Source organism: Phyllobacterium sp. GQ127, from assembly GCF_059758635.1.
In genome coordinates, this window is sequence record NZ_JCAXDZ010000005.1 from 208,633 (window position 1) to 227,907 (window position 19,275).

Genomic DNA, 19,275 nt, shown 5'->3' on the forward strand with positions numbered 1-19,275 from the left:
CGCCTCAAGGTCTTATTCCGTGACGCTAAAATATTTGCTGAGATGGTCGTTCGATCCGTTATCCACCCAGCCCTTGACCTTGTTCGACACAAGCCAGAGCTGTCCAAAATTCATCATGGGTGCAATCGGCTGGTCACGCAGAACCATGGCTTCGGCTTCATGCAAAAGCTTGGAACGGGCGGCCGGATCTTTCTCGGTGTAGGATTTTTCGACCAAAGCATCATATTCGGGATTGTCATACCGGCCGTAATTAAAGGTCGGATTTTTCTTCATGTTGATTGTCATGAAGTTTTCCGCGTCCGCATAATCGGCTGTCCAACCTGCACGCGCCACATTGAATTTTCCGCCTTCCTTCAGATAGGCGTAATGGGCGCTGATATCGATCTGCGAGAGAGTGACCTTGGCGCCGAAGACCGTTTTCCACATGTCGGCGACGGCGGTGGCCACAGCTTCGTGGTTGGGGTTTGTATTGTATCTGATCTCGATTTCGAGCTGCTTGCCGTCTTTGCCGTAACCGGCTTCCTTCATCAGTTCGATAGCTTTGTCTTCGCGATCGATCTGGGTCCACGTGGCAAAGTCTGGCTCTTCCGGTTTGCCATAATTGGTTATACCGAGAGGGACCAATGAGTAGGCTGGTAGCTGCGCACCCTTGTAGATTTCCCGCGAGAGGAAGTCGCGATCAATTGCCATGGAAAGCGCGCGCCGGACGCGGACGTCGTTGAACGGTTCTACGCGTGTATCAAATGAGTAGAAATAGGTCGACAATGCCGGATTCACATGGACCTGATCCCCATATGAGGCGCGCAGGCGCTCGATCTGGTCTGCCGAGAAATTATAGACGAGCTGAATTTCACCAGCTTCAAAACGGCGGACTGCCGCTGCCTGATCTTCGGTCGGATAGAAGATAACCTTATCCAGCTTTACATTGGCGGCGTCCCAATAATCCGGATTTTTGACAGCCGTCAGATGATCGTTCTGCACATGCTCGGCCAGTTCAAAAGCGCCGTTGGAAACCAGCTTGCCGGGTTTGATGAACTCGGCACCATTCTTCTCAAGGCTTGCCTTATTGACCGGCAGGGCGGTCTGATGCGCCAGTAGCTGAAGGAAGAAAGGCGTCGGGCGTTCGAGCGTTATTTCCAGGGTTTTGGCATCGAGTGCCTTCATACCCAGCTCTTCAAGCTTGGCCTCACCCTTGTTCACCTTCTCGGCATTCTTGATCGGATAAAGAATATTGGAATAGCCGGCTGCTGTTTTGGGATCTTCCACGCGCCGGAACGAGAATATGAAATCCTCGGCAGTGACAGGCGACCCATCGGACCAGTTGGCTTTAGGGTTGATCTTGAATGTATAGACAGTGCCGTCATCGGAAACCGTCCAGCTTTCGGCTGCGCCGGGGACGATATCGCCCGCCGCATCATAGATCGTCAGTCCTTCATACAAATCTTTCAGAATGAACGCCTCGATCTCCAGAGAAGTCTGCGAGGGATCAAGTGTCTGCGGCTCGCCGCTATTGCCACGGTGCAGGACAGCTTCCGCCAGTGCCGGAGCAGCGCCCAAAAGCAGCGAGGCAGCGACTGCTGTTGTTAAAGTGAACTTTGAAAAGTACATCTTATGAAAACTCCTATTTCTGCCCAAATTCTACAGTGCTTTGGCTGAGCCTGGTTCTTGGTGCGTGGTTCGACAAGCTCACCATGAGGGAGGTTGAGGACTGCACGAGCGCAGATTTGCAATGTCGCAATTATCATTGCAGCTCACAATCTTCCTCATGGTGAGCTTGTCGAACCACGCACAGCACCTTTGCAGAGGTTTTAATGCCAGACCGCCACCTGCAAAGTGAGCTTGTCGAAGGGCGAACCACGCATAGAGCCTTTGCCAATCCTCATGTGAAATGAGGTGGCGTCCAAAATCATGTGGATTTGAGTTTTGTAAATTTGGCACGGGACATCGGTAAGCGGAATGTGGGTGACCGGCGGCCACCCACATTCAGGCTTTCCTTATTCTGCGATGCTCAGATATTTGCTCAGATGTTCATTGTTGGGGTTGTCGCCCCAACCCTTGACCTTGTCGGCAACGAGCCAGAGATTGGCATCGTTCATCAAGGGAGCAATCGGTTGATCGCGTGCGATCAATGCTTCAGCTTCGTGCAGGATCTTGGAGCGCGCAGCAGGGTCACGTTCCGCATAGGACTTCTTCATCAGCGCATCAAATTCCGGATTTTCATAATGTCCGTAATTGAAAGTCTTGTTGGTGCTGACGTTCAGATTGAGGAAGTTTTCGGCATCCGCATAGTCGGCGGTCCAGCCTGCACGGGCGACGTTAAACTTGCCGCCTTCCTGCAGATAGGCGTAATGCGATGAAATATCGAGATTCATCAGCGTTACGGTTGCGCCGAAAGTCTTTTTCCACATATCGGCCACGGCTGTTGCAACACGCTCATGGTTTGGATTGGTGTTGTAGCGGAGTTCGATGTTGAGCGGCTTCCCGCCTTCGCCATAGCCCGCCTCTTTCATCAGCTCGACAGCCTTGTCTTCGCGATCAAGTTGCGAAAGGCCGGCAAAATCTGGCTTCTCGGGATCGCCATAGGATTCAAGGCCCGGAGGAACGAGCGAGTAGACCGGCAATTTTGTGCCATCGTAAATTTCGTTGGCAAGGAAGTCACGATCGACAGACATGGACAAAGCGCGGCGGACGCGGACGTCATTGAATGGCTCTGTGCGTGTGTCGAATGGGTAGTAATAGGTTGCAGCTGCCGGAGTGACATGAACCTGCTTCGGATTTGCGGCGCGCAGGCGATCAATCTGATCGGATGAGAAGTTGTAAACGAGATCGAGTTCACCCGCCTCATAACGACGGACATTGGCTGCCTGATCGTCGATTGGATAGAAGATCACCTTATCCAGTTTGACATTGGCGGCGTCCCAATAATTCTCGTTCTTGACGACGGTCAGATGATCATTCGGCACATGTTCGGTGAGCTTGAATGCGCCATTGCCGACCAATTTGCCGGGCTTGACGAATTCAGCCCCGTTCTTCTCGAAGCTCGCCTTGTTGATTGGCAGCGCTGTCTGATGCGACAAGAGCTCGATGAAGAAAGGCGTTGGCTGTTCGAGGGTGATTTCCAGCGTCTTTTCATCAACGGATTTTACGCCAAGCTCTTCAAGCTTTGCTTCGCCCTTATTGACCTTCTGCGCATTCTTGATCGGATAGAGAATATTGGCATAGCCAGCAGCAGTCTTGGGGTCTTCGACACGTCGCATGGAGAATACGAAGTCTTCAGCCGTTACCGGCGAGCCATCGGACCATTTTGCATCGGCGCGAAGCTTGAATGTATAGACGAGACCATCATCGGAAACGGTCCAGCTTTCTGCGGCACCGGGAACAATCTTGCCATCGGCATCATAGACTGTGAGACCTTCATAGAGATCTTTCACGATGAATGCTTCGATATCAATCGAGGTTTGGGACTGGTCGAGTGTCTGTGGTTCGCCGCTATTGCCGCGATGGAGCACAGCTTCAGCCAGGGCCGGGCTGGCGCCGAGCATGAGTGATCCGAGCAGCAGCGCGGTGCGGAAATTAAGTTTCATTAGGGTCATTTCTTGTTCCTTCCCCTCTAAGAGAATTGTGAAGAGCTGAACAAATGCCAAAATTTGCCGCAAAGCAAGGAGGCTCTAATAGTTTCGACGTAATATTTTGGTTTAACAAGAGTTACGGGGGCGTCAAAAAATATTGCACTATATGGACCCAAGGGCCATTTTACGCCATTTTTGCGTGCTGATGCGCCAATATTGACCCTGCAATATTTTTTTTCGTTTATGTGGAAAACCCGTCAGCGTGTGCGTGAATAGGCTTCCAGAGCGCGTTTTCGCGCTGCGCCATGCTCCACAATCGGGCCGGGATAGTCTTTGTCGAGTTCGATATTTGCCGAGTTCAGGACGACAGCCGGTGCGGTCCATGGTCTGTGCAAATATTTATCCGGCAGGTCTTTAAGCTCCGCAACAAACTGCCGGACATAATTTCCCTTTGGATCGAATTTTTCGCCTTGGAGGATGGGATTGAAGATACGGAAATAGGGTGAAGCATCCGCACCCGATCCTGCAACCCATTGCCAGCTCGCGGCATTGCTGGCGGGATCGGCATCGACAAGCGTATCCCAGAACCATTTCTCCCCTTCCCGCCAATCGATCAGTAGGTGCTTAATCAGGAACGACGCCACGATCATCCGCACCCGGTTATGCATCCAGCCGGTCTGCCAAAGCTGGCGCATGCCGGCATCGACAATGGGATAGCCGGTCCTGCCGGTTTTCCAGGCATTAAAATTTCTGGCGCTGCTGCTCCACTCAAAACTATCGAAGCTTTCGTTGAAATTATCCTCATGCAACTTTGGGTTGTTGAAGAGGAGATGATAGGAAAATTCCCGCCATCCCACCTCTTTGCGGAATGTGTCGAGTCCGGCATTTTGGTCCTTTATTGCCGGTGATTTTGATGCATGCCAGATCTGAAATGGCGTGATTTCACCATGGGCAAGATGTGGCGACAGGCGCGAAGTGCCTTCAATACCGGGCAAATCCCGGTCATTTTTATAGGCTGCGACACGATCTTCCAGAAAGTCCGACAGCTTTTCTTGCGCGCCTTCTTCGCCGGGCGTCCAGTCACCGTGAAAGCCTTTAGCCCAATCAGGCCGCGTCGGAAGCAAAGCCCAATCCTTTAGTTCCTCTGAGAAAATATTGCCGGTCCAGTGAGTCAGCTCCGTGGGTGCGGGAACCGGATCGCGCGGCTCCGGGCCGCCTAGAAATGCGCGCCAGAACGGCGTGAAAACGCGGTAATATCCGCCCGCTCCTGTTTTGAGCGAATAGGGCTCATGCAGCAAATGCCCGTCAAAGCTCTCTGCTCTCAAGCCTCTTTCGAGCAATCGCGCTTTGAGCGCCGTATCAGTCTCGATTCCTGCTGGATCATATCGGCGGTTCCACAGGACCATATCAGCCTTGGTCTGGCTAATAAGCTCATCGACAATGGCTTGAGTCCGGCCTTTTTGCAGGATCAGCTTTACACCGATTGCACGGAAGGATTTGTCGAGCGATGTGAGCGAATGGTGCAGCCACCATTGCCGCGCACCACCCAGGGGTCTCGTAGAGCCGGCAGTCTCCTCGTCCAGGACAAAGACCGGAATGACAGGCTTTCCGGTCTGGGAGGCAGCATAAAGCGCGCGATTATCCGCCAGGCGCAAATCATGGCGGAACAGGACGATGACCGGGTTTTCGGTTGTATCACTTCCGATTTTTCTGACCATATTCATTCAACCACTTCGAGCATTGCGTGCACATAATGCAACCGCCATTGTTTTTGTTTGCCGGGCAATCCCATTTCCTATAAACTTTTGAATGTAGATTTGGTTGCCTGATTATTCATTGCCATTATATTGATATTAAAGAGATTTTTATGCTCAAAGCTGATATGGAAGACCGTAATGGCGGCCCGCCACGCTATAATGCATGGCGTGAATATGCGGCCATCACCACCGTCATTTGCATTTTGATCGTTGCTGTCGCCGCCTTCTTTTGGGGCGGTGATCTGTTCCCTACAGATTTGCAACAATTGACTGCGGCCAAGCCGGTCGAAGTGCGGGATTCCCAGCCCAACCTCGAACTTGCCAGGCTTTATGCGCGTTATGAAATGAAGCCACTACCGGCGGAGATTGCCAGAAAATCTCCGATTGCAGGGCAAATCGCAAGGCTGCAAAGCGAACCTTGCGACTGGAACGTCACTTATGATTTTGCAACGGCATTGAAAAGAGAGAGTTATAGCCGCGAGAGCGCGAGGGTTTTTCAATCATACTCCAACAAATGCCGACCATCAGATGTGGCACTCTATAATGCGGCAGATGCCCTGTATGGACTGAGCGATTTCGACGGCGCGCTCAAGATCGTTGATGACCTGCTTGTCATGTCCCCTGACCTTGCGCAATTCTACTATCTCAAAGCGCAAATTTTAAGCGATGCAAAGCGCTACAAGGAAGCGATCAACGCATTTGAATCGACGATTGGTCTGACAGATAATCTGGAAAACATAAGTGGCGAAGTGTTTCGTCAGATGTCCCTGAGCTATGTTGCACTCGGCGACTATTGTGGTGCGATTACCCCGATCCAGATGTGGGTATCGATCAATCCAGCTGAAAATGACACGGCGCGTTCACAGACAATGCTGAAGGACTACACTTCAAAGGGCAAATGTGAGCAGCAATATGCCAAGGGCAAAGACCGTTTTCCCATTACGGGAAAGAATGTCATCCGGGCAACCGTCAGCATTAACGGTGTGGCAGGCAACTTCATTGTCGATACAGGCGCAAGTTTTGTATCGATAAGCAGGGATTTTGCGACGCGCATCAAACTGCCGCTTTCAGAAGATTTCACGGTGCGTATGCAAACGGCGAATGGCGTGTCTCTGGCCCAACACACATCCGCATCGAAGGTCAATATTGGCAATGTCGAAGCCAATGACGTGGCGATGATTGTCATGGCCGACAAGAAAGCACTCGGCGATGAGATTGACGGGCTTTTGGGCCGTTCGTTCCTCTCCAGATTCAATGTGACTTTCGGCCCGAAGGCTTGGGAGATTCAAAGCAAGTAGTCGGTGGTTTGCCATATGTTTGCAGTGGTGCTGTGTGTGGTTCGCCCTTCGACAAGCTCAGGATAGCTCAACATAAATTTGCAATTAATGCTGTGCGTGGTTCGACAAGCTCACCATGAGGAAGGTGATTTGATCGCAGGGAGTCAGATCTTGCAAGGTTGGCGACCAACTTGCAGCCCATCACATTCCCTCATGGTGCTATCCTGAGCTTGTCGAAGGGCAAACCACGCATAGCACCACTGCAAAGGCTCTCTCATAACCTTCATGGTGAGTTTTCCTGACCGGTTTCAGACCAAGGGCTGGTCGTCGCGCAGCATTGCTTCAAGCGTTTCCAGCCGGTCCGCCTCGATGGGCGGCTTGTCCCATCGCAGGCGCGATATGCGCGGGAAGCGCATGGCGACGCCAGACTTGTGCCGCTTGGAACGGTTAAGTCCTTCAAAAGCAACCTCCAGCACCAGACCGTGCTGGGGTTCGGCCCGCACCGAGCGAACCGGCCCAAAGCGTTCCGTCGTATTGTTGCGCACGAAAGCGTCAAGTTGTTTCAACTCTTCATCGGTGAAGCCGAAATAGGCTTTGCCCACCGGCACCAGATGCGGCTCTGTTTCAGGTCCGGTCCAGACTGCAAATGTATAGTCGGAGTAATAGCTCGACCTTTTACCGTGGCCGCGCTGCGCATAGACCAGGACCGCATCAATGATGAATGGATCACGCTTCCACTTGAACCAGGGGCCTTTCGGTCGTCCGGGCACATAGGTGGAAGAGCGTTGTTTCAACATGAGCCCTTCAATGATGGGATGCGGCGGTGTCTTGCGCAGTTCCACCAGATCGTCAAAATGATCATAGGCGATGAGTGGCGAAAGATCGAACCGCGTCGGCTCAAGCTGCTTTGCGAAAGCTTCAAGCCGCGTGCGCCGCTCGATGAATGGCAAGGTGCGAATGTCATCCCCGCCATCGACAAGCAGATCATAGAGCCTGACAAAGGCAGGATGACTTTCAAGCTGCTTGGCTGAAACCGTCTTTCGGTTGAGCCGTTGCTGGAGATCGCCAAATGCGCCGATCTCCATTTCATTGTCTCCGCTTCGCGCCACCAGCAACTCACCATCAAGCGTGCCTTCAAATGTCATATAGTCGACAATATCGGGAAAGGCGTGGGAAATGTCGTCACCGGTGCGCGAGTAGATGCGGCGCTGCCCCCGTTCGGAAGTCAGCTGAACCCTGATCCCGTCCCATTTCCACTCGGCAACATATTCTCCGGCATTGATGCGTGAGTAATCGGGCTCCTCCAAAGGCGTCGACAGCATGACAGGCCGGAATGGCGCAGCGCTGAGGCTTTCGGGCTTGTCCGCGCTCTTTTCCAACCAGGCAAAGAGCGGTTGATAGGGCGGGGTCAGCCCATGCCATAGCTCTTCGATTTCGGTGACATCCACTTGCCCGAACTGGGCCAGAGCCTGCTTTGCCAAGCGGGCTGAAACACCAATGCGCATGCCGCCTGTTACCAGTTTCAACAATGCATAGCGCGCCGATGCATCAAGCTGATCCAGCCATTTTTCCACCATGCGGACGGCATCGCTGCGCGAAGCACGCTCAAGAGCCGTCACCACATCGCCAAGTGTCGGCACGCTGTTGGAACGTAAAGGCTCGTCAGCGGACCAGACGAGCGAAATAGTCTCGGCAAGATCACCAACATAATCATAAGAATAGGCGATAAGCTGTTCATCCATGCGCTCTGCGATGAGAGTGCGCAGCATGGCCGGTTTGACATTGGCGATGTTTAGATCGCCGGTAATGGCGGCAAGTGCCAAACCGCGATCAGGGTCTGGCGTATCATGGAAATAATCGGAAAGCAGGGTCAATTTTCCATTGCGTGAAGGCGTCAATACAAGCCGGTCGAGAAGCGCTGCAAATTCTTCCATCAATCGCCCTCATCTTCATAGCCGACAAGGTGGAGCGGCCGGGCTGAATATCCGTTCAGATCGCACCAACGGACCAGGGCTTCTTCACGCCCATGCGTGACCCAGACCTGCTCCGGATCAAGTTCGGTGATCGTCTGCGTCAGCTCATCCCAATCGCAGTGATCGGAAAGAATGATCGGCAGTTCGACACCGCCTTGACGCGCACGCTGGCGAATACGCATCCAGCCGGAGGCAAAGCAGGAAACGGGATCGGGGAAACGTCTTGCCCACCTGTCCTGAAAGGCCGATGGAGGCCCGACCACAATGGTTCCGGCAAAGTCCGGCGCGCTATCCTTTTCCAGTGTGGCGGGGGCAAGAGGCCCAAGCTTTATGCCCTGCGTTTCATAATAGTCGCAAAGCTTGGCCAGTGCCCCGTGAATATAGATCGTCTGATCATATCCGGCATCGCGCAACAGGCGGATCACGCGCTGCGCCTTGCCAAGCGCATAGGCACCAATGAGATGCGAACGCTCGGGAAATTGCTCGACCGATTTGAGCAGCTTTGCCATTTCATCGCGGCTGTCCGGGTGGCGAAACACCGGCAGGGCGAAGGTCGCCTCGGTGATAAAGACATCGCAGGCGATGGGTTCGAAACCGAGGCAGGTGGGGTCGCTGGCTCGCTTGTAGTCACCCGACGCCACAATGCGCATGCCATCCTTTTCAACAGCAATTTGCGCAGAACCCAGCACATGCCCAGCCGGATGAAAGCTGATAGTCACGCCATTAAGCCCGGTGGTTTGGCCAAGCTCTGCCGCTTGCGTTTCGCCAGCAAAATCCGCTCCATAGCGCAAGGCCATAATATCGAGCGTTTGCTGTGTCGCCATGACCTTGCGGTGGCCGGAACGGGCATGATCGGAATGGCCATGGGTGATGAGGGCGCGCTCAACAGGACGGATCGGATCAATGTAAAAATCACCGGCTGGCGAATAGAGACCGGCAGGTGTGGATCGCAGAAGTTCTTCGGGTCGTTTAACCAAGCTGATGTTCCGTTCTGTACCATGTTTGCCAAACATAGAACGAACATAGGGTGGATTTAGCTCCATGCAATCTTTGTAAGTGACGATCTTGCATTGCTTCTGTGCGTGGTTCGACAAGCTCACCATGAGGGAGGGAGTGACTGGCAGGGATGCCAAACCTACAATGATGGCACTATGCAATCAAATCACTTTCCACATGGTGAGCTTGTCGAACCACGCACTGCTCTGTTGCCAAAAGAAAACTTGGCGCTTTGATGCCGGACCACTACATTCGCCCCAGTGAAAATCAGCAAAGCACCCACCGCCGACACCGGCTCCGCCCTTTTGCCTCCGCTTTTCCTGAACTGGTTTCAGGCCAAGGGCTGGTCGCCGCGTGCCCATCAGCTGGAACTGCTTGAGGCGGCGCAGGCAGGGCAGTCGACCCTGCTGATTGCCCCAACCGGTGCGGGCAAGACGCTGGCGGGTTTTCTCCCCTCGCTGGTCGATTTAGCCCAGCGCGGCAAAAGCAATGCAGCGAGCCGCGGCATTCACACGCTCTATATTTCGCCGCTCAAGGCGCTGGCCGTCGATATTCAGCGCAATCTTGCCAAACCTATCGAAGAAATGGGGCTTGGCATAAGGCTTGAAACGCGCACCGGCGACACGCCTGCCCATAAGCGCCAGCGGCAGAAGCTGGCGCCGCCCGATATATTGCTGACGACGCCGGAGCAATTGGCACTGCTGATTGCGGCCAAGGATGCAGGGCGGTTTTTCGAAGATTTGCGCTATGTCATCTTTGATGAATTGCATTCGCTGGTAACATCGAAACGCGGGCATCTTCTATCGCTGGGACTGGCGCGATTGCGCCGCCTGCAACCGGGATTGCAGACAATCGGCCTGTCGGCAACCGTTGCCGACCCTGATGAATTGCGCGGCTGGCTTGTGCCGCAAACCGATGGCTCGCCCTTGGCAAGTCTGGTCAAGGTTGAAGGCGGTGCAAAACCGCATATCACCATTTTGCAAACGGAAGACCGGGTTCCCTGGGCGGGACATTCGGCGGTCTATGCTTTGCCGGGCATATATGAAGCAATCAAACAGCACGCCACGACGCTGATCTTTGTCAATACGCGCAGTCAGGCGGAGCGCTTGTTTCACGATCTTTGGATGGCCAATGAGGATAATCTGGCGATTGCGCTGCATCATGGCTCACTCGATGTAAGCAAGCGGCGCAAGGTGGAACAGGCGATGGCTGCCAATGCCTTGCGCGCCGTGGTTGCGACTTCGACGCTCGATCTTGGTATTGACTGGGGTGATGTCGATCTGGTCATTCATGTAGGCGCGCCAAAGGGTGCGAGTCGCCTTGCGCAAAGGATCGGGCGTTCCAATCACCGGATGGATGAGCCATCGCGGGCGATACTGGTTCCAGCCAATCGCTTCGAAGTCATGGAATGTCAGGCGGCGCTCGATGCCAATTATATCGGGGCGCAGGATACGCCAGCCTTGGGCGAAGGTTCGCTGGACGTATTGGCCCAGCATGTGCTGGGCATGGCTTGCGCCGAGCCATTTCAGGCGGATGAGCTTTATGCGGAAGTCACCACCGCCCTGCCCTATGCCGCTTTGCCGCGCGATACATTTGACCGGATTATCGAATTTGTCGCGACGGGTGGCTATGCGCTGAAAAGCTATGAACGCTTTGCAAAAATCCGGCAGGCGGCAGATGGCTCATGGCGGGTGACGCATCCGCGTGTCGCCCAGCAATACCGTTTGAATGTCGGCACAATCATTGAAGCGCCTTCGCTCAATGTGCGGCTGACACGGCAGCGGGGCAAGGGCAGCAATGTGCGCGGCGGGCCGGTGCTTGGCAAAGTCGAAGAGCATTTTATCGAGGCGCTCAGCCCTGGCGATACGTTTTTCTTTTCCGGCCGCGTGCTGCGGTTTGAGGGAATACGCGAGAACGAATGTATTGTGTCAAAGGCGGATGGTTTTGACGCAAAGATACCTTCTTATGCGGGCGGCAAATTTCCGCTGACCACTTATCTCGCCGATCAGGTGCGCAATATTCTGGCGGACCCGGCTCGCTGGGGCGCGCTGCCCGATCAGGTGAGTGATTGGCTGCGGATCCAGAAGGAAAAATCCGTGCTGCCGCAACCGGGAAGCCTTCTGGTGGAAACATTTCCGCGCGGCGAGCGATCCTATATGGTAATCTATGCCTTTGAAGGCAGGCTGGCGCATCAGACGCTGGGCATGCTTTTAACGCGCAGGCTGGAGCGGGCAAAGGCGCGGCCACTCGGGTTTATCGCCACCGATTATGCGCTGTCAATCTGGGGCCTGCGCGACATGGGCCGCATGTTCAAAAAGGGCGAGCTACCGCTTTCGGAACTTTTCGACGAAGACATGCTTGGCGATGATCTGGAAGCGTGGCTGTCGGAAAGCTTCATGCTGAAACGAACCTTTCGCAACTGCGCGCTGATTTCCGGTCTCGTTGAGAAGCGGCATCCCGGACAGGAAAAGACCGGGCGGCAGGTGACGGTTTCCACCGATCTGATTTACGATGTGCTGCGGGAGCATGAGCCGGATCACATTCTCATTCAGGCAACCCGCGCCGATGCGGCGACCGGACTTCTGGACATTCGCCGCCTCAGCGATATGCTGGGGCGAATCAAAGGCCATATCATCCATAAGGATCTGGACCAGATTTCGCCGCTGGCCGTTCCAGTCATGATGGAAATCGGCAAGGAACGTGTTCCCGGCGAAGCGCATGAAACCTTGCTTGAAGAAATCGCCGAAGAATTGACCCGGGAAATGTCGGACCATTCATGAATCTCGTATCGCAAATAACCAAGACTATGTTGCATGGGGCGGCCGAAATGGTTGTCGCCGGGCATAGATGCGTTTGCGACCCTTCCGGCGCTATGTATCTGGAAGATGAACGGATTCTTGTCGTATCGGATTTGCATTTCGAAAAAGGTTCATCCTTTGCGCGGCGCGGCATGATGCTGCCACCCTATGATACGGCAACAACGCTTGCCGCCTTGGGGCGAGTGATCGCGCGCTACAATCCTGCCAGTGTCATCAGCCTTGGCGACAGTTTCCACGATGGAGAGGCGGCTGCGCGCTTGCCGGAGCAATATGCGGCGCAGCTCGGTTCACTGATGGCTGGACGCGAATGGGTATGGATCACGGGAAACCATGATCCGGACCATCCTGCGGAGCTTCCGGGTGAAACATTTACCGAATTGGCTTTCGGTAATCTGATCTTCCGGCACGAGCCTTCCAAACGCCCCTGCCCCGGCGAAATTGCCGGACATTTGCATCCAGCTGCCAAAGTGGTTCGCCGTGGACAGGCGGTGCAACGCCGCTGTTTCGTCAGTGATCGCTCCCGCATGATCATGCCGGCTTTCGGCGCCTATACGGGCGGCATGAATATTCTCGGACGGCCATTTCACGGGCTGTTCGATGCACAGGCCATCATCGCCTATATGCTTGGCAGCAAGCGGGTCTATCCTATGACCGCCAAGGCGCTTTATATTTGAGTGCTGGCTTTGCTGTTTGAAAAAATCAAACAAATGCCTTATATCTGATGCGAGATGTTTGATGCGTGATGCAGGGCACGAAAATGAGAACGACACTGGCAATAGATGATGATGTACTTGCTGCGGCTAAAGGTTTGGCGGCAAGACAGCACAAGACTGTCGGAGAGGTGATTTCGACGCTGGCTCGTCAGTCGCTTCAGACTCCAGGCATGGGGAAAGATAAACGAAATGGCGTGCCTCTGCTTCGGATAAAAGACAACACCCCGGTAACAATGGAATTCGTCAATCAGCTTCGTGATGAACTGCCATAATGGTATTTCTACTCGACGTTAGTGTACTGATCGCCTTATTCGACCCGGTACATGTCCATCATGATGCAGCACATGAGTGGTTTGATCGTGTAGGCAAAGCGTCGTGGGCAACGTCTCCGCTGACTCAGAACGGTGTGCTCAGGATCATAGGCAATCCACGCTACCCCAATTCCCCCGGCACACCGGCGGCGGTCATGCCGCTACTTTCCAGCCTGACAGCTTTGCCCGGACATGCCTTTTGGCAAGATGATTTAAGCTTTGTAAGTTCTGACCTTATTGATCCAACAAGGCTTCTCAGTTTCAGCCAGGTTACGGATACTTATCTGCTCGCGCTCGCCCGTATGCGAGGCGGCCAACTGGCGACATTCGACCGGAGGCTGGTAACGGATGCTGTAGATGGAGGCAAGGGTTGCCTCCATGTCATAGACCAGTAGGCAGGCCAAGTGACCGGCACGTTGGTAATGCGTGCTTCGACAAGCTCAGCATGAGGAACTAGAGATTGGCAGGAAGCTAGTTCTGAGATTTTGCAACTCACTACCTCCCTCATGCTGAGCTTGTCGAAGCACGCATCAAATTCATGCAAAATCACTGCGTCTCCCTGGAGCACCGTTTTGATTCAATCAAAACACCAAGCGCTTTAGCCTCAGCTCTTCAACCGATATCCTGTCTTGAAAATCCAGCGCAGGATCAGCATGCAGGCCACAAGGAATACGGCAGTCATGGCAAGGCTGGTGCCGATATGCACATCGGACAGACCATAGAAGCTCCAACGGAAGCCGCTGATCAGATAGACAACCGGGTTGAACAGCGTCACCGTCTGCCAGAATGGCGGTAGCATGTCGATGGAGTAGAAGCTGCCCCCAAGGAAGGTCAGCGGCGTGACAATCATGAGCGGCACGAGTTGCAGCTTTTCAAAACCATCCGCCCATATGCCGATGATGAAGCCGAACATGCTGAAAGTCACCGCCGTCAGGACGAGGAACAGCAGCATGATGAATGGATGCTCAATGCGCAGCGGAACGAACAGCGCTGCTGTGGCGAGAATGATCAAGCCGAGGATGATGGATTTCGTGGCGGCGGCCCCGACATAGGCAATGACAATTTCCACATAGGAGACGGGCGCCGACAAAAGCTCGTAGATCGTGCCGACAAATTTCGGAAAATAAATGCCGAAGGAAGCATTGGAAATGCTTTGGGTCAGCAGCGACAGCATGATCAGGCCCGGCACGATGAATGCGCCATAGCTGACACCGCTGATCTCGGGAATACGTCCACCGATCGCGGAACCGAAAACGACGAAGTACAGGCTGGTCGACACGACAGGCGAAATAACGCTCTGCATGATCGTGCGCCATGTACGGTGCATTTCGAACAAATATATTGCTTTGACCGCATAGAGGTTCATTTGCGTTCTCTCACCAGGCTCACGAAGATTTCTTCAAGTGAGCTTTCTTTTGTCTGAATGTCATTGAAGCGGACAGATGCCTTGTCGAGGTCCTTGAGCAATGAGGTAATGCCGGTCCTCTCTTTCTGCGTGTCATAGGTATAGACCAGTTCGCCGCCATCCTGCGACAGTTCCAGCCCGTATTTTTCCAGCGCTGCCGGAATATCCTGGCGCGTTTCGGACAGTTGGAGCCGAAGCTGCTTCTTGCCCAAAGACCGCATCAGCTCATCCTTTTCCTCGATCAGGATAATCTCGCCGTGATTGATGACGCCGATACGGTCGGCCATCTGCTGGGCTTCTTCGATGTAATGCGTGGTCAGGATGATGGTGACACCGGACTCCCGCAATGCCCGAACCACATTCCACATATCGCGGCGCAACTCGACATCCACACCGGCAGTCGGTTCGTCCAGAAACAGGATTTCCGGCTCATGCGACAATGCCTTGGCAATCATGACGCGGCGTTTCATGCCGCCGGAAAGGGTCATGATCTTGGAGTCTTTCTTCTCCCAGAGAGACAATTCTTTCAGGATCTTTTCGATATGCGCCGGATTGGCAGGCTTGCCGAAAAGACCCCGGCTGAAGCTGACTGTTGCCCAGACTGTTTCAAAGGAATCAGTCGTCAGCTCCTGCGGCACAAGACCGATCTTGGTGCGGGAGGCTCTGTATTCCTTGATGATGTCGTGACCATCGGCGAGAATTGTGCCCGATGTCGGATTGACGATACCGCAGATTATGCTGATCAGCGTCGTCTTGCCCGCGCCATTTGGCCCAAGCAGGGCAAAGATCTCGCCGTGACGGATTTCAAGATTGATATTTTTCAGCGCCTGAAACCCGGATTCATAGGTCTTGTTGACGCTGGAGACGGAGATTGCTGATGACATGATTTGTATCCGGAAGGAAACTTTATGCAATCTGAACACTGACACATGAATCAGATCGCCTGATGTGAAGCATCTAGGAAATGACGTTCCTTATATGGTGTTGAAAAAGGAATTTCAAACCACCCTGCTGACAAATGGCGTCAGTAGCCAAAAACAAAAAGGGGAAGCCACGCAAAGGCTTCCCCTTTTTTAAGGATTGTCAGATCCTGATCTTAGGCTTTTGCAATCTCGCCCCGAACTTCTCGCATGCTTGGCAGGAAGATGGTCAGCAAGCCGAGGAAGGGCAGATAGGCACAAATCTGATAGACAAAATCGATGCCCTTATTATCGGCGACGAAACCGAGCACAGCCGCCGCAAGCCCGGCCATGCCGAAAGCAAAACCGAAAAAGATGCCGGCTACCATTCCAACCCGTCCGGGCACCAGTTCCTGCGCAAACACGACAATTGCAGAAAAGGCTGAGGAAAGAACGAAGCCGATGATGACGGTCAGCACGCCGGTCCAGAACAGGTTTGCGTATGGCATCATGAGCGTGAATGGCAGAACACCGAGAATGGAGAACCAGATCACGGCCTTTGTGCCAATCCTGTCGCCGATAGGTCCGCCAAGGATGGTCCCGGCAGCGGCTGCACCAAGGAACAGGAACAGCATCATCTGAGACTGCTGCACCGTAATCTGGAACTTGTGAATGACGTAGAAAGTGTAATAGCTGGAAATGCTGACCATATAAATATTCTTGGTGAAGACCAGCAGGGTCAAGATGAACAGCGACATCATGATCTTGCCGCGCGTGAGGTTCACGATCTTTCTTGGCTGGGTTTTCTTGGCATTGGCAACACGGTAATCCTGATACCAGCTACCCACACGATAAAGAATGATCATGCCAAGCAGTGCAGCGGCCGAGAACCAGATAATGCTCTTTTGGCCATAGGGCAAAACGATAAAGCCTGCCAGCAATGGGCCAAGGGCTGTGCCGAAATTTCCACCAACCTGAAAAAGCGACTGGGCAAGCCCGTGCCGGCCACCGGAAGCAAGCCGGGCAACGCGCGAGGATTCCGGGTGGAATATGGAAGAGCCTATGCCAATCAAGGCGGCCCCGACAAGCAGCATTGCATAATGGGTGGCGAACGAAAGCGTGGCGAGACCCGCCAGCGAAAAGGCCATCCCGACCGGCAGTGAATAGGGCATGGGGCGCTTATCCGTATAGGTTCCCACAAGAGGCTGAAGCAGGGAGGCAGTCCCCTGAAAAATAAGGGTCAGAATGCCGATCTGCTTGAAATTCAGGCCATAATTCTCTTTCAGCATCGGATAGATGGCCGCAAGTAGCGACTGCATCATATCATTGAGCAGATGACAGAAGCTGACGGCGAATATAATAGCGAAGACGGTTGTTTCGGCAGCGGAACGCTGCGCGGGCATGGCTGTATCGGTCATTAAACTGGTCCATCAACTATGAGCGGATAAGCGAGGTTGCGACGCTCAGCTCATCCTCATACAGAAATTGCATGGAACCTGCTTTCGTGGTTTGGTCCATTTCTTTCGCAGGTGGGCCAAATGTACATGGTCGTGCGATATTTCGACTGGATACAGCCTATGTACGACCACTGGACTTTAGTCTCATTGAAATCGAAATAAATATAACGTTGAGTGGGGGCCGTTCATTGGGGAGTGATGAACGTTCTTTCCTGAAGCATATCAGGTGCTCGGGAAACATATGTGAGGGGGAACTATGGAAAATAGTCTTGCGCTGACAATATTCCTGCCTGTGTCGCTGGGCATTATCATGCTCGGTCTTGGGCTGGCCTTGACCTTGAAAGATTTTCAAAAGGTGCTCAAGGCACCCAAAGCGGTTCTGGTAGCACTTGTCTGCCAGACATTCATTCTGCCTTTGGCCTGTGTTGCGATTATTTATCTATTCAATCTTGAACCGGCGCTTGCCGTCGGAATGATGCTTCTGGCAGCCAGCCCCGGTGGCACGTCCGCCAATCTCTATAGCCATCTTGCTGACGGGGACGTTGCGCTGAATATCTCTCTTACTGCAATCAATTCCGCACTTTCGATCATAACTCTGCCGCTGATCGTAAATTGGTCGCTGGCGCATTTTTTCTCAGAAGGGCAAGCGATCCCGTTGCAGTTTGCCAAAGTGATGCAAGTATTCATCATTGTGCTCGGGCCGGTGATCATTGGTATGTGGATACGCCACCGCTTTCCTGCTTTTGCCGACAATATGGCACGGCCCGTCAAGATATTGTCTCTGGTATTTCTGATGATGGTCGTGTTGGTCGCGCTTGTGCAGGAATGGGAAACACTCCAAATTTGGGCGCCGATAGTCGGACTCGCGACTTTGACATTCAATCTGGTCAGTCTCGCTATTGGTTATTTCGTGCCAAGGGCAGTTGGTATCGATAACCGCCAGTCGACCGCAATCGGCATGGAGATCGGTATTCACAACGGCACGCTTGCCATCGCCATAGCGCTCAGCCCGTTTCTCCTCAACAATCCTACAATGGCTGTCCCCGCAGCAATTTATGGGCTGATCGCCTTTGTCACGGCCGCTCTCTTTGGCTACTGGCTGAAGACGCGGCAAAAAGCTGCCGGAAAAGTGACTTTTGTCGATCCTATGTGAAACGGGCGGCTTGCAGGGGTTCGACAAGCATGCTCCAGGATCGGCAAGCCTTTAGCAGTTGAGCCAGCCTCGTTTTCATGGTTTGGTCTACTTCTTTCGTAAGTGGGCCAAATCCATGCGTTACAAAAACTTCCCGGGCACGAACTCTGCCGGAATGGAGCTGGAGAACCTGCACCATCTCCGGTTAACGTGGCTGGATCAGGCGGAAGGAGATGTTCTTGCGCTTGCAACAGCCTATCCGGCGGGACATCATATCGCGCGTCATTATCACAACCAGTCGCAATTGTTGCACGCTATAGCGGGTGTGGCGATGGTCACGACCAAGTTCGGGCGGTGGATGGTTCCTCCACATCATGCCTTGTGGTTGCCTGCAGGGATTGAACATGCTGTCGACATGTTTGGTAACGTTTCCATGCAGTCGATCTATGTGCGGCCAGAGGCTGTGGATGGATTGAAAGGGCACCTCCATGTGGTGGGGCTGACGCCGCTGATGGACAGCTTGATCCGGGAGGCCGTTAACCTGCCAGCGGATGCCACGGCTAATACGCGGGCAGCCTTTGTCATGGGCTTGCTATTGCACGAGATTCCAAATCTACCCGAACGGCCGCTGGGTCTCCCCTTTCCAGATGATCGCCGCTTGGCAGCGCTTTGTCATGATTTTCTCAAAAGCCCATCGCCGCATACGAATATTGATCATTGGGCCGATGAGCTTGGCATGAGCAGGCGCACATTTACCCGCATATTCAAGCGGGAAACGGGTTTGAGTCTTTCCACCTGGCGTCAGCAGGCATGTCTGCTCGCCGCCTTGCCACGACTGACAGCGGGTGAACCGGTGACAAGTGTTGCGCTTGATCTCGGCTATGACAGCGTCCCGGCATTCACAACGATGTTCAAGCGGATGCTTGGAACGCCGCCCCGCGCCTATCTTCATCAAAGACTTTAGACG

Annotated in this window: 15 protein-coding genes; 7 read left to right on the forward strand and 8 right to left on the reverse strand. The window is 53.6% G+C overall.

Annotated features, from left to right (window positions below; translation table 11 throughout):
• Nucleotides 1–12: 12 nt before the first annotated feature.
• The 3 genes from AC6CHM_RS18700 to AC6CHM_RS18710 form a co-directional block, all read right to left on the reverse strand.
• On the reverse strand, nucleotides 13–1,608 hold the full coding sequence (locus AC6CHM_RS18700; RefSeq protein WP_115053694.1) for an ABC transporter substrate-binding protein: 1,596 nt from the start codon (nucleotides 1,606–1,608) through the stop codon (nucleotides 13–15).
• Nucleotides 1,609–1,994: 386 nt separating this feature from the next.
• Nucleotides 1,995–3,593, reverse strand: coding sequence for a peptide ABC transporter substrate-binding protein (locus AC6CHM_RS18705; RefSeq protein WP_115053695.1), 1,599 nt, complete (start codon nucleotides 3,591–3,593; stop codon nucleotides 1,995–1,997).
• Between the two features lie 233 nt (nucleotides 3,594–3,826).
• The gene (locus tag AC6CHM_RS18710) at nucleotides 3,827–5,287 is read right to left on the reverse strand and encodes a cryptochrome/photolyase family protein (protein ID WP_498174187.1); all 1,461 of its coding nucleotides are present in this window, start codon (nucleotides 5,285–5,287) and stop codon (nucleotides 3,827–3,829) included.
• 149 nt (nucleotides 5,288–5,436) lie between these two features.
• Here AC6CHM_RS18710 and AC6CHM_RS18715 point away from each other — a divergent pair, with 149 nt between their 5' ends.
• A complete protein-coding gene (locus AC6CHM_RS18715; RefSeq protein WP_498174020.1) occupies nucleotides 5,437–6,624 on the forward strand; it encodes a TIGR02281 family clan AA aspartic protease in 1,188 nt (395 codons plus the stop codon).
• A gap of 287 nt (nucleotides 6,625–6,911) precedes the next feature.
• Here the strand turns inward: AC6CHM_RS18715 and AC6CHM_RS18720 are convergent, their stop codons facing one another.
• Complete coding sequence (locus tag AC6CHM_RS18720) at nucleotides 6,912–8,537, reverse strand: cisplatin damage response ATP-dependent DNA ligase (RefSeq protein WP_498174022.1); 1,626 nt, start codon at nucleotides 8,535–8,537, stop codon at nucleotides 6,912–6,914.
• Entirely contained in the window at nucleotides 8,537–9,553 is a 1,017-nt protein-coding gene (locus AC6CHM_RS18725; protein WP_498174024.1) for a ligase-associated DNA damage response exonuclease, read from the reverse strand. Before AC6CHM_RS18725 ends, AC6CHM_RS18720 begins: the two co-directional genes overlap by 1 nt.
• A gap of 279 nt (nucleotides 9,554–9,832) precedes the next feature.
• On the opposite strand from AC6CHM_RS18725, the gene AC6CHM_RS18730 reads away from it, so the two are divergent.
• The 4 genes from AC6CHM_RS18730 (at nucleotide 9,833) to AC6CHM_RS18745 (ending at nucleotide 13,810) form a co-directional block, all read left to right on the forward strand.
• Complete coding sequence (locus AC6CHM_RS18730) at nucleotides 9,833–12,352, forward strand: ligase-associated DNA damage response DEXH box helicase (protein ID WP_337354807.1); 2,520 nt, start codon at nucleotides 9,833–9,835, stop codon at nucleotides 12,350–12,352.
• Entirely contained in the window at nucleotides 12,349–13,065 is a 717-nt protein-coding gene (gene pdeM, locus AC6CHM_RS18735; RefSeq protein ID WP_498174026.1) for a ligase-associated DNA damage response endonuclease PdeM, read from the forward strand. The genes AC6CHM_RS18730 and pdeM overlap by 4 nt, the downstream gene beginning before the upstream one ends.
• Before the next feature lie 83 nt (nucleotides 13,066–13,148).
• Nucleotides 13,149–13,376, forward strand: coding sequence for a CopG family transcriptional regulator (locus AC6CHM_RS18740; protein WP_115053850.1), 228 nt, complete (start codon nucleotides 13,149–13,151; stop codon nucleotides 13,374–13,376).
• A complete protein-coding gene (locus AC6CHM_RS18745; RefSeq protein WP_498174029.1) occupies nucleotides 13,376–13,810 on the forward strand; it encodes a TA system VapC family ribonuclease toxin in 435 nt (144 codons plus the stop codon). The genes AC6CHM_RS18740 and AC6CHM_RS18745 overlap by 1 nt, the downstream gene beginning before the upstream one ends.
• A 209-nt stretch (nucleotides 13,811–14,019) precedes the next feature.
• Here AC6CHM_RS18745 and AC6CHM_RS18750 read toward each other — a convergent pair whose 3' ends face one another.
• The 3 genes from AC6CHM_RS18750 to AC6CHM_RS18760 all read right to left on the reverse strand — a co-directional run bounded on the left by AC6CHM_RS18750 (nucleotide 14,020) and on the right by AC6CHM_RS18760 (nucleotide 17,137).
• Nucleotides 14,020–14,781: an ABC transporter permease gene (locus AC6CHM_RS18750; RefSeq protein ID WP_115053701.1), complete on the reverse strand. Its 762-nt coding sequence runs from the start codon at nucleotides 14,779–14,781 to the stop codon at nucleotides 14,020–14,022.
• The gene (locus AC6CHM_RS18755) at nucleotides 14,778–15,704 is read right to left on the reverse strand and encodes an ABC transporter ATP-binding protein (RefSeq protein ID WP_307275253.1); all 927 of its coding nucleotides are present in this window, start codon (nucleotides 15,702–15,704) and stop codon (nucleotides 14,778–14,780) included. Before AC6CHM_RS18755 ends, AC6CHM_RS18750 begins: the two co-directional genes overlap by 4 nt.
• A 212-nt stretch (nucleotides 15,705–15,916) precedes the next feature.
• Nucleotides 15,917–17,137, reverse strand: a complete 1,221-nt coding sequence (locus AC6CHM_RS18760; protein ID WP_115053703.1) for an MFS transporter — start codon at nucleotides 17,135–17,137, stop codon at nucleotides 15,917–15,919.
• Nucleotides 17,138–17,432: 295 nt separating this feature from the next.
• Between AC6CHM_RS18760 and AC6CHM_RS18765 the strand changes: the two genes are divergently transcribed.
• Both AC6CHM_RS18765 and AC6CHM_RS18770 read left to right on the forward strand, forming a co-directional pair.
• Nucleotides 17,433–18,329, forward strand: coding sequence for a bile acid:sodium symporter family protein (locus AC6CHM_RS18765; protein ID WP_115053704.1), 897 nt, complete (start codon nucleotides 17,433–17,435; stop codon nucleotides 18,327–18,329).
• Nucleotides 18,330–18,444: 115 nt separating this feature from the next.
• Complete coding sequence (locus AC6CHM_RS18770) at nucleotides 18,445–19,272, forward strand: AraC family transcriptional regulator (RefSeq protein ID WP_498174032.1); 828 nt, start codon at nucleotides 18,445–18,447, stop codon at nucleotides 19,270–19,272.
• The last annotated feature ends 3 nt before the right edge of the window (nucleotides 19,273–19,275 follow it).